Below are 14,829 nucleotides of genomic sequence, written 5' to 3'. Positions count from 1 at the left end.
CTCAATGAAGCGCATATCTACGAATTTAATTTGGATAACACTCGTTCTACTATCTTATCCGCAAGTTGATCGAAGAGGGTGTCTTCCTCCCGCCGCCTTAACGATGGATTTCCACCGCTTGTAACGCCCATCCGGCTTCGTATGTCTACGAGTTCCGCGACCTGCTCACTTGACAATTCATTCGTGCGGCCAAGCAACCTGCTCGCATACATGTACATCAGTGCATAATGCTCTAGCGATTCCATTCGGAAATAGGCTTCAGTCATATCCCTCCCCCACGTTAATGCACCATGATTCGCTAGGAGCACAGCATGATATCCTTTGCAATATGGGGCAATCGAATCGGGAACCTCCTGCGTACCTGGTGTCGCATAGGGCGCAACGGCTACTCGTCCCAGATTAACAATTGCCTCGGGAGAAATAGCTTGATCCAGATCAATCCCCGCAATAGCAAATGCCGTTGCCACTGGAGGGTGCGCATGAACAACAGCACGTACCTCCGAGTTCTCCTGATATACTCGCAAATGCATCTTAATTTCAGAAGAAGGCTTGTATGTACCCGACAAAACATTACCCTGCATATCCATCTCCACCAGCATGTCAGGTGTCATATAGCCCTTGCTTACCCCTGTCGGTGTCGCCCAAATGGTACCCGCTTCCGTCTTCATCGTAATATTCCCATCATTTGCAGCCACATAATTCCGTGCATACATCCTTCTGCCGATGTCACAGATGAGTTCTTTCATTTCCGTATCTGAGTTAGCTTGCAGCTTATTCAATCCTTCACACCCCCTGTGTCTCTGGCTTGTCTCTACATCAAACATAAAGAGGCTTATATCTAAAGTCTAAATCCTCGTATGCCATATATTTAATATTCGTACTTTATATCCGTTTTGTCAATGTATTGTGTTGTTTTGTGTGGATTGTTTATGTATGAAGTTGGCAAGCTATAGAGAGAAGGTATGATATAATGGAGTTAAAATCAAACATAAGCGGAGAGAACGGACAATATGCTGCCTATTACGAGAAAAGCGAAAATTAAAGATATCATCCAAGAGGAGAAGAGCGTTACGGTCGCCAAGCTTACTTCACTATTTCAAGTCACGGAGGAGACCATTCGCCGAGATTTGAAACAACTAGAGGAGGAAGGCGTATTGACTCGAACTTATGGAGGTGCGTACATACCTGATGGTGTTCAAAATGATATCAATATCCAGCTCCGTGAACATATCCATGTTGATGGCAAGAAGCGAATTGCAGCGCAATGCGCTCAATTTATTTCAAACGGTGACTCCATTTTCTTAGATGCCTCTACCACCTCGCTGTACATCGCACAACAAATTCAGGAGCAGCGTCTGACGGTCGTAACCAATTCAATAAAAATTATTAATGTATTGATGGAAAGTCCACAAGTGCATCTCGTTGTCATTGGCGGCGGCATATCCTCCAGCTCCATGTCGGCTCTGGGCAGAAATGCGGAAGTGAACATGAAGAGCTATTTCTTCGATATGGCATTCATCTCCTGCCGATCAGTCAGCATCCAGCATGGACTGACAGACTCCAATGAACAACAAGCTGAGGTACGGCGCATTGCCGCAGAACGGGCAAACAAGGTATATTTAGCTGCGGACTATACGAAATTCGACCGAACTTCTTTCGCAAGTATTTGTGATTTGGATCAAATCCACACCATTGTTACTGATCAGCGTTTGGATGATCCATGGCATGAGGTCACTAGTACAAAGGGAATATCCTTATACGAATGCGAATAAACAAATGTACAATAAATGATCCCCTGATGGACAAATCGCTTTGTTCATTGTCGATTTGCATGCAGGGGATTTTTGTTTAGATACGGATTCGTCTCATTATATAAACTCGATTACTATAAGCAGGCGATCAACCCATCTTAGACGCAGCTTCCTTGCGGAACATCTCTGGCAGAGAATCTGCAAACGGCGGATAAGCAATGCCATGCTGCGTGATGATTGCTGTGATGAGAGAATGATCGGTCACATCGAAGCTAGGATTGTATACCTTAACCCCTTCTGGCGCCATTGGCTGCTCATACCACTTGCTCGTTACTTCACTGTCAGGACGCAGCTCGATATGAATATCGTCGCCTGTCTGGCACTCCAAATCCACCGTAGATAATGGGGCGCATACATAGAACGGGATGCCATAATGCTTTGCCAGGATGGCCACGCCAGAAGTGCCAATCTTGTTCGCTGCGTCACCGTTCGCCGCCACTCGGTCGCAGCCGACCAACACAGCTTGTATCTTGCCTTCCTTCATAACGATAGATGCCATATTGTCACAGATCAACGTTACATCCACGCCCGCTTCCTTAAGCTCCCAGGCCGTTAAGCGAGCCCCTTGCAGCAATGGACGCGTCTCATCTGCGTATACCTTGAACTGATAGCCCTGCTCTTGGCCGAGATGGATAGGTGCAAGAGCTGTTCCATACTTCGCTGTTGCAATGGCCCCCGCATTGCAATGTGTCAAGATGCCCCAGTTCGGCTGAAGCAGAGACAATGCATAGCGGCCGATGCTCTTGCATACCTGTTCATCCTCTGCGCGAATCGCTTCTGCTTCCTCTTTCAACGCTGCCTTAATCTCAGCAACAGAGCGTTCTCGCACCTGTTCCAGCCTTGCTTCCATACGATTCAGCGCCCAGAACAGATTCACTGCCGTTGGTCGCGACGAACCCAAGTATTGCTTCGCATTGCCGAAATCTTCGAAGAATTCCTCATACGTGTCCGCTGAGGATCCCTTCACACCCAAATATACCCCGAATGCCGCCGCAATGCCGATAGCAGGCGCACCACGTACCTTCAAATGATAGATAGCATCCCAAATATCTTCGAGCTTCTGAAGCTCGAGATATACGGTTTCATTTGGGAGACGTGTCTGATCTAGAATGATTAGCGTATTCTTCTCATCCTCTAACCGAACTGACGATATCATGCTGACTGTTTGACTGCTGTTCATTTGACTCATCCTTCCATCCTCCCATTCTATCGGCTGTACATCTCGCTGCTTGAACTGATGATACGGAAATAGTCACTGCCTCGCTTCATGTCAGAACGATCCATAATGAGCTGCTTGCCCATGATGAGACACATCCGCTCAGCACGTTCTCTTGCATCAGCATCAGCAATGGATGCAATCTCTCTCACATGCGCGATGCCGAGTGTGCGACGGCACAATTCAAGCCCCGCAACACCCGCTGCATCCTTCATAATCAGATCAAGATAATATCGATCGAATCCGGAATACGAAGCTGACTTATCTAGAACAGATGTTGACCATAAGGATAAGAATTTCGTTTGGAATTGGTCAACAACGTCTTGAATCGTTTCAATGATCCATTCCATATGACGTTCCTTCAAGTCGCCCGCTTCCATTGTACATTCTGCATTCACATAGGCAAAGATTAAGTTTGCAATAATATTGCCCACATCGTATCCTGCTGGCCCGTAGAAAGCGAACTCCGGATCAATCACTTTGGTCGAATCCTGCTTCACGAAGATTGATCCTGTATGTAAATCGCCGTGAATCAGAGATTGAGTATGCGTCATAAATTCAAACTTCATCTTAGCCGTTTCCAGCAGCAACGCTTCATCTTCCCACAAATGCTTAGCTGCGAATTCACGAATCGGCTCGTAGACATCGTTTCTCGCACAATTGTAGAATGGCTCCGTATATACAAGATCTTCGGTAATCTCACACAAATCAGGATTAATAAATGTTTTAACCCGTTCTTTCTTCTCCTTATGATTCATGACAACATCAGATGTCAACAGCAATGTGTTCGCCATAAATGTCGTAATATGCTCCACGAACAGAGGGAACTGCTCCCGGTTCAATAACGCGGTGCGCATAATGACATGATCGGACAAGTCCTCCATCACACAGCAGTTCATGATCGGATCATAGTTGTATACTTCCGGGACAAGTCCAGGTGCAAGCTCATTTTGGATTTTCAGAATCTCGCTTTCGATGCGATTACGGTCAGGAGATACCTTGAATTCATCCGAAATCCGCGCTACAGGGCCTGCTTGCTTAATGATAATAGAACGCTTCGACTGCTCATCGACGAGCCGGAACACGTAATTTAAGTTGCCGTCCCCAATCTCCTTGCAGGTCAAGCTCGCATCCTCGGAGAATACATCCAGCTTCGTTAACGCATAGTCGATTACATCTGCTTCTTGCATTGTAAAGTACGTTGTATATTTCATTCCTTTCCCCTCCCGTAAGCCTTATTTTTTCTTGTAATACGTTAATGCCAGTGCAAATGCGAGCACCGTCCCCTTCACGATGTCCATCGCATAGTATGGAACCGACATCATGACAAGACCATTTTGCAAGATCCCAATCAGGATTGCTCCAATGAATGTACCGAATGCATTCGGTTTCCCAGCACCTGCTACAGAGAAGCCGATGAAGGCTGCCGCTACTGCATCCATCAAATACGGCGCACCAGCATTCACCTCTGCAGTCATAACACGCGAAGCGAGTATAATGCCGCCAATCGCCGCAAATCCTGCTGATAGAATATAAGCAAGCACTCGGTACTTATTGACCGCGATTCCTGACAGTTTCGCCGCCTCGATATTGCCCCCGATTACATACATATATCTGCCATGTTTTGTATAGTTCAAGAATATGTGCACAACAGTGACTACAATGAGCATTATGACAATAATCCAAGGAACTTGCCCGATCTTAGCAAATAAAGCACTTATCTTCCCCGTTGCGAACGAGCCATCTGGCATCACCATATTTTGCGAGACAGTCGCCCCTCTTGTATAGGTAAGCGCCAAGCCTTGTATAATGAACATCGTTGCCAGCGTCATGAGCATGTCCGGTATTTTCACCTTCACGATCATGAACGAGTTCACTACACCTACAATCAGACATACCAGTACCGCAGCAATGATCGAGATGAATGTATTTTGCGAATGCCATACGAACATAGAAATAACGATCGCATTTGCAAGCGAGGCGACGGAACCAACGGACAGGTCAAAACCGCCTACCGCAAGCGAGATCGTGATCCCAATAGAAATAATGGTTACAATCGAGATCGAACGCAAAATATTAATAATATTGGACGGCAGCAAAAAGCTGCTTGACAGCGTTCCGAACACAGCGATCAATAGCAATATTGTAATGATGGTGCCGTATTTATATAAAAAATCGAAAAAGTCAAACGACTTGGGTGTCTGTCCTTGAGCTTGACTACGCCGAATTATGCTCATACCTATTTACCTCCTGTTGAATAGAACAATAATTCCTCTTCATTCGTATCGTTCGTGTGCAGTTCCTTCACAATCTGTCCGTCGTACAGCACATACACACGATCCGTAATGCCTACGATTTCCGACAATTCACAGGAGGCGTAGATTACACTCTTCCCTTGCTCCGCCAGCCTCGTAATTAGCTCGAAGATGTCCTTCTTCGCCCCGACGTCCACACCCTTGGTTGGCTCGTCAAATATGTATACTTCCGCATCAGCCAGCAGCCACTTTCCAATCGCAACCTTCTGCTGATTGCCGCCCGATAAATTCTGCACTTTCGTATGTTCGCTAGGCGTCTTAATGCCGAGTTCCTCAATAAGCCTTCTTGTCTCTTCTCTTTCTTTGCGAAATTGAAGGAACGGCCCCCACTTGCAATACCTCGATAGATTCGCTGCCGAGATGTTATGCACGACAGATTCAAATATCAATATCCCTTCCTTGCGCCGCTCTTCGGGAACAAGCGCAATTCCTGCCTTTACGGCATCATGTGAATTGCGAATGGTTATCGGTCGATCATCGAGCTTATGCTGTCCCGACTGAATCTCGGAAGCCCCGAACAGCGCTTTGCATAATTCCGTCTTGCCCGCTCCAACCAATCCTGCGACGCCGACAATTTCCCCTTTGCGCACATGCATATGAATATCTGCAATCTTATGAAAGTCAGATAGATTGCTAACTTCAAAATGCATGCCTCCAATGGAAGATGCACGCCCTGGGAACTGCTCGCCAAGCTTCTTGCCCAACATGTATTCAATCGTCTCAACAGGGGTGGTATCCGCAATCCGCATCTTCGTCACGAGTTCCCCGTCGCGCATGATCGTGATATCATCGCAGATCTCGAACAGTTCCGGCAAGCGGTGAGAAATAAAGATAACCCCTACATTGTTCGCCTTCAGATCGCGTACAATGCGGAACAGTTCAGTCGTCTCTGCATGACTTAGCGGCGCTGTTGGCTCGTCCAAGATAAGAAAGCGGCATTTCGTTGAGATTGCTCTCGCGATTAACACCATCTGCTTCTCCGCCAGTGTTAATTCACTGACGAGTTTCTTGGTTGGTACCTGAACATTCATTCGCTTCAATATGTGCCCAGCGGAATCATGAAGTCTCCTCCATCTGATCCATTGCTTCGGCCCCATATCATGAACCATATCTTCCAACATGATATTCTCGCCTACTGTCAAGTAAGGAATCAGCGCAGTATCAACTTCCTGATAGACAATCTGAATCCCTAGGTTTTTCGCCTGACGCGGCGAACGGATCGTCACCGCTTCACCATTAATCCAGATTTCCCCGGTATAGTGACTATACGCACCGGACAATGCCTTCATTAAAGTAGACTTCCCTGCCCCATTAGCGCCAATCAGCGCATGCACATTCCCCGTCTCTGTTGTAAAATGAACGTTCTTAAGCGCTTGTACACCGGGAAACTCTATCGAGATATCCTTCATTTCCAGGAGTATCTTGCTCGTCTTCCCCATCTCCCTGACCCCCTGTTCACGATGAGCAGGCAAGCGCTTCGCGCGCCTAACCAGTTGTCTGATCCGACGCTTGCCTGTTCGCTGTCACTGTGCGAGACTAGCTTCGACCTGTTATTGCGCCTTGTTAGCCTTCTTAAGCGCCTTCATCCAGTCTTCTTCGAAGTCCGTGCTTACACCCCAGCCCGGAATAATCTTGTTCAGGCTCTCCATGTTGACAGCATCACCTATGGAGTTCAATTGAACTTGAGTAATCAAAGTCGGCTTCAAATCATATTTCGGAGGTGTATCTTCACCAGCAATCTTCTTCGCCAGCAAGCGCAAATTGACTGCCCCAATTACCTTCGGATCTACTGCCGCCGTGGAAGCCCAAGGACTGTTGTTCTCTTGCATGAGCTGCAGATCAGCATTCGATACATCGATACCGTAGATTTTAACCTCTTCACGACCCGCTTCCTTCAACGCCCGTGCTGCTCCAATTGCGAACGCGTCCCATGTTGCGAAGATCGCATCGATTTCCCCTTTGCCGTGCTTCGTCAGCATCGCTGCAACAGCATTCTGTGTCTGAACAGATGTGTCTGTTGCAGCCACACCGAAACGCTCCACTTCCTTAATACCAGGATTGTCTTTCAAAAATTGCTGATAGATTCCGTTACGAGCTACCATTGGCGGAAATCCATCTACCCAGAGGTATACAATATTCCCTTTGCCGTTCAGCTGCTTATTCAAACTGTCTAGCGCTAGACTTGCCAATTGGCCATCATCCTGTGATGTCATGGTTACCCCATTCACCGAAGACACTTCTGGAACAGAGTCAAATGTAACGACCGGGATTCCTTTTTCCGTCAACTTCTTTACATCTTCAACCGTTGCCGCATCATCACCGTGCGAGATGATAACGCCGTCATATTTTTTATCCATCGCTTGAGCGATCGCATCATGAAATTTGGCAGAATCGTTATTCGCGGAGAAGGTATCTACTACGAAGCCCAGCGATTCACCCTCTTGTTTGGCTCCAGCTAGATACTGTGCGGTATGGTCATCACCGCCGATTTTGCGAATAACCATAATTTTTATGTCTTTGTCTTTAATTGATTGTGGAAGGTCAGCAATTGCCCCCTTGTCTACGGCGGCCTTGCCTGAGGATGACTTGCCGCTTGTTGAACAGCCTGTTGCAACAAGAACTACAGCCATTAATGATAGGATCAGTACTTTGAACATGTTTCTTTTCATAGAACACACTCCTCGATATCATATGAAAATGATGAATGCCCTGCACTAAAATTGGTTTGATTTTCCTGTAATTGACTTCATACTAACACCTACATTGTGGAATCGCAACGAATAATATTGTTTATTATTGATTCTTGTTGTTTTTTGTCTGTTTCGCTGCGGTGATATCCCCCCTCTTGCCTAATTACTCATCTTACCTGTGTTCATCGCTAGCAGGCATCCCTCCTTGGCAAAATATAAGCCAATTCCAATATGCGAATGGCAAGTGATAAGAATAGGAAGAGATGAAGAGATAACCCTCCTACCTAATTAGAAGAAAGCTCCTAACTGATGGGTCATCATTCTCGATCAAAAACGTGAAATTCAAGGATTGCATGGAATAATGTCAGGAATGCAGCAGGATGAAATATAGTCAGGATACCGTTCGGGGGTTCGTTTCTATGGTGAGTTTCCTTAAGGAGTCCCGATTGCGGAGATCGAAATCTGCTATTTTTTGTCATGTGGTAGCCTATATTATACTATAATTATATGCTTACTAGTGTTATTTTTTTCAAAGATTCGACATCGGTTTTCACTTCAACCGCTGTCACATAGATATTGGTTTTTATTGCCGATATCCTCCATTCTATGAACATGTTTACCATCGTTTTTTGTCAATTGAAGACAAAAAAAAGGATGACTGCATCATACAGTCATCCTTCATCCATTTCATCGATATGAATTGGAGCTATTTATAAATTCACATGGCGTAAATCCCAGCACCTCATGCTCCATTCGCATTGCTTCCTGTCCACACATTGACTCCCGCCTCGTCATATTGATCCTGAACTTCCTTCAAGAAATCATGCACAGCAGACTCGTACATCTGACGATCGGTTGGGTATGCATTCGCATGCACAGCATCGTCGATAATTACCAGCTTCGTTAATCCCTCTGTCTTCTCTTGATAGATCTGTTCGCTCATCTGTGTTGGCACGAATGTGTCTGCCTTGCCGTGTATCAGCAGTAGAGGGATGTCCTTGTTCGCAACCTCTCGAATCGGCTTCACCTGCTTCATCGAGAACTGTGCTATCCGATTCAAGCTCCGTTCCAACAGCGCAATAAATGGAAAATGCGGAACATGGTTCAGTTCCTTCATTTGATATTTCATTAAGTCTTCCATGTCCGAATAGGGGCAATCCGCAATGATGAATTTGGCATGCTTATTAATGCCTGCATACATCAGTACTGTGCCTCCACCCATCGATTGCCCATGAAGACCGATGAAGGCATCATGACCAACTCGTTCACGTACCCATGCAACCCAGCGATCGAGGTCTTGACGCTCATAGTAGCCATACGTTGCATACGTCCCTTCGCTTCGCCCATGGCTCCGCTGATCCACAAGGAGCACATTATAGCCTTCCTCGGTAAATAGATTGATAAACTGCGAGCCAATAATATGATTTGCCGTATAGCCGTGGACGATAATCATGACTTTCTTGCGCTCTGGATAGGGCTCGATATAGTACCCGCGCAGCGTCAGACCGTCCTCCGAAGTGATGAAAACATCTTCCTTGGCCATTTCAGCGAATTCCTGCCTGCTCATCAAGCCGAACCCTTCAACCGCGTCAAACGCTTTGTCCAGCGTGCTTCTCTCCCACATCGTTACCTGACGGAAAGCATACCGGCTCACTGCAATCGTTGAAATCACAATGATCAGGATAAGAATGAACGCAGCCGCTCCAATCCACCACATGTACAATCATCCTTTGCAAAGTTCCTATTCTGTCTTCTCTATATGATAGCTGCTTCAACATCATTTCGCCAGTTCCATGCCCAACTATCGGCTAGCTGCGCGTATGATACCATCCTTCTTTCAACGAACGTGATACCGCTCGAACTCATAAAACCTCGTCCCTTGAAATGTCAACTTCCCGCGATCTCCTGCGGCCAGCAATCCGTAGTCCGATTTCTTCACATGGAACTCCATCCGATCCCCGCTCTCCACTTCGAACGTCGCGTAATAATGGGTTGAATAATGGCTGTGATGATCCGCGTGATGACTATTGGACACCTCTGTTCGCTTATCCGTCACTTTCGCTTCCACAGTTAGAACAGGCTGTTGATTGTTGTAGTTCCATTGCATAATACCCTTAATAATCACAAAGATGAAGACAGCTATAAACAGAACAATGAAAATTGGGAAGATCGTAGACATCAGATTAAACATTGATGCTGGCTCATTGAATCCTCCTACGCCCATGCAGTCCCCTGCTCCTTTATCTGTTGACTCTGAGTATAACCCCGGCTGATAAGGCTGATAACTTACGTCTTGATCGTAATCCAATACTTGCATATTCCATCCTTGGTGTCGCTTAAAACGCCCTCGTTGCCTTCAATCACTCTTCGTGAGCGAAGATTATCTTCATCGACTGTCAGCAGCACTTCTGTCAACCCAAGTCCCGCTGCTTCACGAACAAGTTCACGGAGTAAGAGCGTTCCATATCCTTTGCCTCGCTCATCTAGCCGGATGACGTAGCCAATATGACCGCCTCGTTCAAGCAGCGCTTCATTCAATCTGTGCCGAAGCTTCCCATATCCAACCGGTCGACCGTCCACATACAGCCAATATATCGTCTGCTGCACATATTGCGGCATTAGATTTATCCCTTGCGATATATTCCAGTGCTGTCTCAGGTAGCTTCGGAATTGGCCTCTTCTTATGCCGTACGCACTATTGACGAAGCCATTCTCACCTGGGCCGATCCCCTGCAGCATCTCATAAACATCATAACCATCTGTAAGCTTGAGCGATCTCAGCTCTATCATCTTCTCAGTTCCATCCATGGTGTAATGCCTCCAATCCCGTCTATTCAAACATTACTATCTTAGGCTCCGCCGCATGCTCACACAGCAAGGTGAACAACTGACCCCGGTGATGCGCCAGATGAAGGATGATTTCCAGCATCCACTCAAAGCGCGAATATGCAACTCCCCAATACGCGGTTTTGATTTCAAGCCACTGCTCTTCCGACCACGAACGCATCGCTTCAACTAATGATTCGTGAGCATCTGCCAACGTTTCCTTCATTTCATCGATTGTATATGGCGTATGTTCTTCATAGAAACGATCCATATCGGTCTGTGTTGCTTCGTTCATAATATGCAGATCGGCCGCACAAATGAGAGTCAAATGAGCGAGCATGTCTCGTAAACAACGTTTATGAGACATGGGCTGCAAATCCAACTGCTGCTCTGTTACCTGTTCCAAGATGCCGCGAATTGATTGAACAGCTAGATTCAATTGATGAATAATTGATAGTTTATGAGCTTCCATGTCGATTGAAATCTCTCCCTGTGTCAATGATGTATGTCTTGCAATTTGATATTTTCGCACGCCAATATGAACGTTTGACAACATATTCATGGGTGCTATAGTAGTATTGTTAAATCATTACATAGAAAAACATAGAAAAGGGGTAACAGCTATGATTCTCTCAACAGGTGTGTTAATCCGCTTTACCAAAGCATTAGCCGTGATGTTCTTCGGGCTGTATGTGTTCCTCGTCGCCTTCGGCAATATTACAGATTACAATACGAACTTCCAATTCGTAAAGCATGTGCTTAGTATGGACACCACATTTCCCGATAACAACATTATGTACCGCGCCATAACAGGAACGACGATTCATCATATTGGTTATATTGCGATTATCATCACAGAGGCGGCTGTCGCATCCATTTGCATCTGGGGATCACTTCGCCTGTTCTCCCACTTGCATGCAGATGCAGAATCCTTCCACAAGGCGAAGAACGTGTCGATCGCGGGTCTTATTCTTGGCTTGTGCGTGTGGTTCCTAGGCTTTCAGGTAATCGGTGGCGAATGGTTCGGCATGTGGATGTCCTCAGAGTGGAATGGCTTGTTCCCTGCGGATCGACTGACTACATTCATGATGGGTGTTCTCATTTTTCTAACCATGAAAAACGATGAAGTGAACTAATATACTATTTTCCCTATTTTGCCAATCTATTATAATACGAAAAAGGCGACAAATCCAATTTGACGCCTTTCTTTTTGATAAATTTAGTTGTTCTTCCTACGATTCTTCCTTCTGTGTTCTACCCGCTCTACGATCCAGCAAGCGACTTCCCTGCTCCATCGCCATGCACAGGATCATGCCTACGATCAATCCGTTGTTCGCCATAGTCTTCAGCAGTCCTGGCAATTGCCCAACTGCTTCAGCCGGGATGAACATACAGCCAATCCCCATCATAATAGATACGCCGAGGATGAAGCGATTGCGCTCATTCATAGGAATCGATTGGAACTCCTTCAATCCCAACCCGACCATAGAAGCGAATGGAATGAATATCGTTGCATACCCTACCGGCATGGGAATCGATGCAAAAAAGGCCGTCGCTGGCGGAAAGAAGCTAATCCCTGCAATGAGCACACAGGCAATAACGAATGGCAGACGCTCATAAATTCGAGTCGTCATGATGAAGCCCGCTGTCCCTGAAATCGGAACACATCCCATTGCGGAGAAAATGCCTCCTAAGCCTGTATTCGCCCCCATCATCAGCATTGTACGATCATAATTGACAGGTTCGGATGTATTTCCCGAATTATCCATAACGCCCTCCATGACGCGAATGCTCGTCATCATATTCGCAATGAGAAGAAGACTGACGAACAAGGACGTCATCAAGATGCCGGAATCCAGTTCAGGCAGGCCCCAAGCGAATGGCATAGGCGCTGATACCCATGAAGCAGAAGGCTGTATAGGCTCTGTGATGCCGAGCAGATAGAACAGCAGCCAACCAATGCACAAGCTAATGAGCACAGAATAATTGCGCAAAAAGGCCTTCGAACTCCGTGGCAGCAGCATGGCACACAATAATGTAATAATTGCGGGAATCGCAACCTGAAGCTCTACATGTGTAGAGGCACGATAGCCAACTCCGAGCATTCCCTTCATGAAGGAGCCGCTAAGCTGTGCAACAAGCAGAAGCAGATACGTCCCTACGACAAGCGGTGTGAACAGCTTGCCAATTGCCGACGTTAAGCGCAGCACAGCAATGATAATGAAGAGTGCGCCTGCAATCAGCATCCCCATCTCCAGCTGCCGCAGTCCGCCTTCGAGCGATATTGTTCCTGCCGCGATGAGGCCACCGTAGACTGCGAAGACGCCCCACCATAAACCAGCCGGATTCTCCATAATCGGCAGCCGATGACCGAACATCGTCTGCAATATACCTGATATCCCGATAATCAAAAACGTGCGCTGCATAAATTCCGCAATATCCTGCGATGAAAATCCAAACGCATGTCCAACAGCCAGCGGAGCAACGAGGCTTCCCGCCAAAATAAATACGAGCCATTGGAATGAGGCCAATCCTAATTTCATGATGTCTCACCTGTTCCTATCTCTATCTAAGTTGTCTATTCTATGATGCAGTTGTAATACTATGAACCTTCCAGTCCATACTGCCTAATCTTATAATACAACGCTCCGCGCGATATGCCGAGCTGTCTAGCTGCCTTGGCCTTGTTGCCCTTCGTTCGCTGCAGCGTCTCCGAGATAAGCGCTCGTTCCATCTCTTCCGAATGAACGCTCAGCGGGAGTTCGGGCTGCGTCAACTCATTCAGTGTCGTAAGCCGGGCATAGTCGGGCAGATCCTGAGCAGCAATGACCCCGTCTCCACCGCGCCCTAGATGAGACGCTAGCGCATATTGCATCGCATTGGCCAATTGCGCCATGTTGCCGGGCCAACGATAAGACGTTATCGCCGCCATTGCATCCGCGCCTAGACTCGGTATAGCCGCGCCAACCTTCTCCGCAGCTTCGCTTAAGTAGAAGCGTGACAATTCCGGAAGCTCCTGCTGGCGCTCCATGAGAGAAGGAATATGCTCGTTCTGGAACACATAGTACATCTCCTTCAACAATTGAGCAGATTGATCCCGCTCAGATCCAGCCCACTCACCGTTCTCTTCTGGAATCGAGGCTATCACATGCGCATCGAGCGTGACGGCTTCCTTCGATTCCATCTCTCCCGACCGAACATATTGACCTTCTTGCAGTGCTTCTATTAACCTCTCCTGCACCGAAGCCGGAAGCATATGCACATCCTTCAAATACAAGGTTCCATTCTGCGCCAGCTCAAGCTTGCCTATTCGTGGGTGCTCTCCTTCATAGCCGAACAATTCAGCCTCCAGCAGGCCTGCTGGAATCCCACTACAGCTTACATAGACGAACTGTCCTTCACGACCACAGTGAGCGTGCATCCACTTCGCAACCGACTTCTTCCCTGCTCCTGCAGATCCGGTTAGCAGCATCGGACACTTCATCCGAGCCAAGGCCCCTAGACTGCTCTGCTTCTCCGCGGACAGCGGCAGTAAGGCTGTCGTCACTCCCTCTTCACTTGGACGGCTGACCATCTCTGCGCTCAATTTCACATATTGTGTTACATTCCGTTCAATCGAAATGGCGCCCATAAGCTCCTGATTCTGATCGAATACAGGAATGGCATTGATCATCACATGCATCCCCGGACGCGGTTCATGATACACCTCGCGCACTTCCTGCCCGCTCTCCATCACTTGCAGCAGCATAATCGATTCCCGTTGGAAGTAGTCTCCGATCTTCCGCCCTACGATGACAGTCCGCTCAATGCCATACGTACGCTCAGCGGCACCATTCCAATAGATAACCGTACCCTCAGGATCAACAATCGTCACTGCATCATTCGTCGCTTTCAACACGCCTTCGAGCCATGATTGTATTTGTTGCGACTCTAGCATTCTATCACCGATTCTTCTCTATTTTTTCTTAAAT

14 protein-coding genes are annotated in these 14,829 nt (G+C 47.0%); 2 read left to right on the top strand and 12 right to left on the bottom strand.

Annotation, left to right across the window (positions count from 1 at the left end; translation table 11 throughout):
- Window positions 1–17: 17 nt before the first annotated feature.
- A complete protein-coding gene (locus BLS15_RS04435; RefSeq protein ID WP_072728476.1) occupies window positions 18–746 on the bottom strand; it encodes a class II aldolase/adducin family protein in 729 nt (242 codons plus the stop codon).
- Window positions 747–1,010: 264 nt separating this feature from the next.
- Between BLS15_RS04435 and BLS15_RS04430 the strand changes: the two genes are divergently transcribed.
- Window positions 1,011–1,772 carry a DeoR/GlpR family DNA-binding transcription regulator gene (locus BLS15_RS04430; protein WP_090510235.1) on the top strand — a complete coding sequence of 254 codons (762 nt, stop codon included), beginning with the start codon at window positions 1,011–1,013 and terminating at the stop codon, window positions 1,770–1,772.
- Between the two features lie 127 nt (window positions 1,773–1,899).
- Here the strand turns inward: BLS15_RS04430 and mtnA are convergent, their stop codons facing one another.
- The 9 genes from mtnA to BLS15_RS04385 form a co-directional block, all read right to left on the bottom strand.
- Window positions 1,900–3,000, bottom strand: coding sequence for an S-methyl-5-thioribose-1-phosphate isomerase (gene mtnA, locus BLS15_RS04425; protein WP_090510231.1), 1,101 nt, complete (start codon window positions 2,998–3,000; stop codon window positions 1,900–1,902).
- Window positions 3,001–3,017: 17 nt separating this feature from the next.
- Complete coding sequence (gene mtnK / locus BLS15_RS04420) at window positions 3,018–4,241, bottom strand: S-methyl-5-thioribose kinase (RefSeq protein ID WP_028533186.1); 1,224 nt, start codon at window positions 4,239–4,241, stop codon at window positions 3,018–3,020.
- A gap of 21 nt (window positions 4,242–4,262) precedes the next feature.
- A complete protein-coding gene (locus tag BLS15_RS04415; protein WP_090510227.1) occupies window positions 4,263–5,264 on the bottom strand; it encodes an ABC transporter permease in 1,002 nt (333 codons plus the stop codon).
- A 2-nt stretch (window positions 5,265–5,266) separates the two neighbouring features.
- Window positions 5,267–6,781, bottom strand: coding sequence for a sugar ABC transporter ATP-binding protein (locus BLS15_RS04410; protein WP_090510221.1), 1,515 nt, complete (start codon window positions 6,779–6,781; stop codon window positions 5,267–5,269).
- A gap of 111 nt (window positions 6,782–6,892) precedes the next feature.
- Window positions 6,893–8,011, bottom strand: coding sequence for a sugar ABC transporter substrate-binding protein (locus BLS15_RS04405; protein ID WP_021253132.1), 1,119 nt, complete (start codon window positions 8,009–8,011; stop codon window positions 6,893–6,895).
- Window positions 8,012–8,774: 763 nt separating this feature from the next.
- On the bottom strand, window positions 8,775–9,749 hold the full coding sequence (locus BLS15_RS04400) for an alpha/beta hydrolase (protein WP_028533189.1): 975 nt from the start codon (window positions 9,747–9,749) through the stop codon (window positions 8,775–8,777).
- Window positions 9,750–9,869: 120 nt separating this feature from the next.
- The gene (locus BLS15_RS04395) at window positions 9,870–10,256 is read right to left on the bottom strand and encodes a DUF2500 domain-containing protein (RefSeq protein ID WP_021253134.1); all 387 of its coding nucleotides are present in this window, start codon (window positions 10,254–10,256) and stop codon (window positions 9,870–9,872) included.
- A 62-nt stretch (window positions 10,257–10,318) separates the two neighbouring features.
- Complete coding sequence (locus tag BLS15_RS04390) at window positions 10,319–10,840, bottom strand: GNAT family N-acetyltransferase (RefSeq protein WP_028533190.1); 522 nt, start codon at window positions 10,838–10,840, stop codon at window positions 10,319–10,321.
- A 22-nt stretch (window positions 10,841–10,862) separates the two neighbouring features.
- Window positions 10,863–11,330, bottom strand: coding sequence for a DinB family protein (locus tag BLS15_RS04385; RefSeq protein WP_028533191.1), 468 nt, complete (start codon window positions 11,328–11,330; stop codon window positions 10,863–10,865).
- 151 nt (window positions 11,331–11,481) lie between these two features.
- Between BLS15_RS04385 and BLS15_RS04380 the strand changes: the two genes are divergently transcribed.
- Entirely contained in the window at window positions 11,482–11,994 is a 513-nt protein-coding gene (locus BLS15_RS04380; protein WP_090510218.1) for a DUF2165 family protein, read from the top strand.
- Window positions 11,995–12,090: 96 nt separating this feature from the next.
- Here the strand turns inward: BLS15_RS04380 and BLS15_RS04375 are convergent, their stop codons facing one another.
- Entirely contained in the window at window positions 12,091–13,401 is a 1,311-nt protein-coding gene (locus BLS15_RS04375; protein ID WP_090510213.1) for a purine/pyrimidine permease, read from the bottom strand.
- Between the two features lie 59 nt (window positions 13,402–13,460).
- Window positions 13,461–14,795, bottom strand: coding sequence for a sigma 54-interacting transcriptional regulator (locus BLS15_RS04370; protein ID WP_090510210.1), 1,335 nt, complete (start codon window positions 14,793–14,795; stop codon window positions 13,461–13,463).
- Between the last annotated feature and the right edge of the window lie 34 nt (window positions 14,796–14,829).

This window comes from Paenibacillus sp. cl6col (assembly GCF_900102125.1).
Classification (GTDB): Bacteria; Bacillota; Bacilli; order Paenibacillales; family Paenibacillaceae; genus Paenibacillus_B; species Paenibacillus_B suaedae.
The sequence above is the reverse complement of the archived record's forward strand: the minus strand, read 5'-3'. Positions and strand labels throughout refer to the sequence as shown.

What these genes read in the sequence shown, in the direction of transcription:
- BLS15_RS04435 (WP_072728476.1), bottom strand. Translation starts at nt 746, where the DNA reads ATGAAAGAACTCATCTGTGACATCGGCAGAAGGATGTATGCACGGAAT.
- BLS15_RS04430 (WP_090510235.1), top strand. Translation starts at nt 1,011, where the DNA reads ATGCTGCCTATTACGAGAAAAGCGAAAATTAAAGATATCATCCAAGAG.
- mtnA (WP_090510231.1), bottom strand. Translation starts at nt 3,000, where the DNA reads ATGAGTCAAATGAACAGCAGTCAAACAGTCAGCATGATATCGTCAGTT.
- mtnK (WP_028533186.1), bottom strand. Translation starts at nt 4,241, where the DNA reads ATGAAATATACAACGTACTTTACAATGCAAGAAGCAGATGTAATCGAC.
- BLS15_RS04415 (WP_090510227.1), bottom strand. Translation starts at nt 5,264, where the DNA reads ATGAGCATAATTCGGCGTAGTCAAGCTCAAGGACAGACACCCAAGTCG.
- BLS15_RS04410 (WP_090510221.1), bottom strand. Translation starts at nt 6,781, where the DNA reads ATGGGGAAGACGAGCAAGATACTCCTGGAAATGAAGGATATCTCGATA.
- BLS15_RS04405 (WP_021253132.1), bottom strand. Translation starts at nt 8,011, where the DNA reads ATGAAAAGAAACATGTTCAAAGTACTGATCCTATCATTAATGGCTGTA.
- BLS15_RS04400 (WP_028533189.1), bottom strand. Translation starts at nt 9,749, where the DNA reads ATGTGGTGGATTGGAGCGGCTGCGTTCATTCTTATCCTGATCATTGTG.
- BLS15_RS04395 (WP_021253134.1), bottom strand. Translation starts at nt 10,256, where the DNA reads ATGGGCGTAGGAGGATTCAATGAGCCAGCATCAATGTTTAATCTGATG.
- BLS15_RS04390 (WP_028533190.1), bottom strand. Translation starts at nt 10,840, where the DNA reads ATGGATGGAACTGAGAAGATGATAGAGCTGAGATCGCTCAAGCTTACA.
- BLS15_RS04385 (WP_028533191.1), bottom strand. Translation starts at nt 11,330, where the DNA reads ATGGAAGCTCATAAACTATCAATTATTCATCAATTGAATCTAGCTGTT.
- BLS15_RS04380 (WP_090510218.1), top strand. Translation starts at nt 11,482, where the DNA reads ATGATTCTCTCAACAGGTGTGTTAATCCGCTTTACCAAAGCATTAGCC.
- BLS15_RS04375 (WP_090510213.1), bottom strand. Translation starts at nt 13,401, where the DNA reads ATGAAATTAGGATTGGCCTCATTCCAATGGCTCGTATTTATTTTGGCG.
- BLS15_RS04370 (WP_090510210.1), bottom strand. Translation starts at nt 14,795, where the DNA reads ATGCTAGAGTCGCAACAAATACAATCATGGCTCGAAGGCGTGTTGAAA.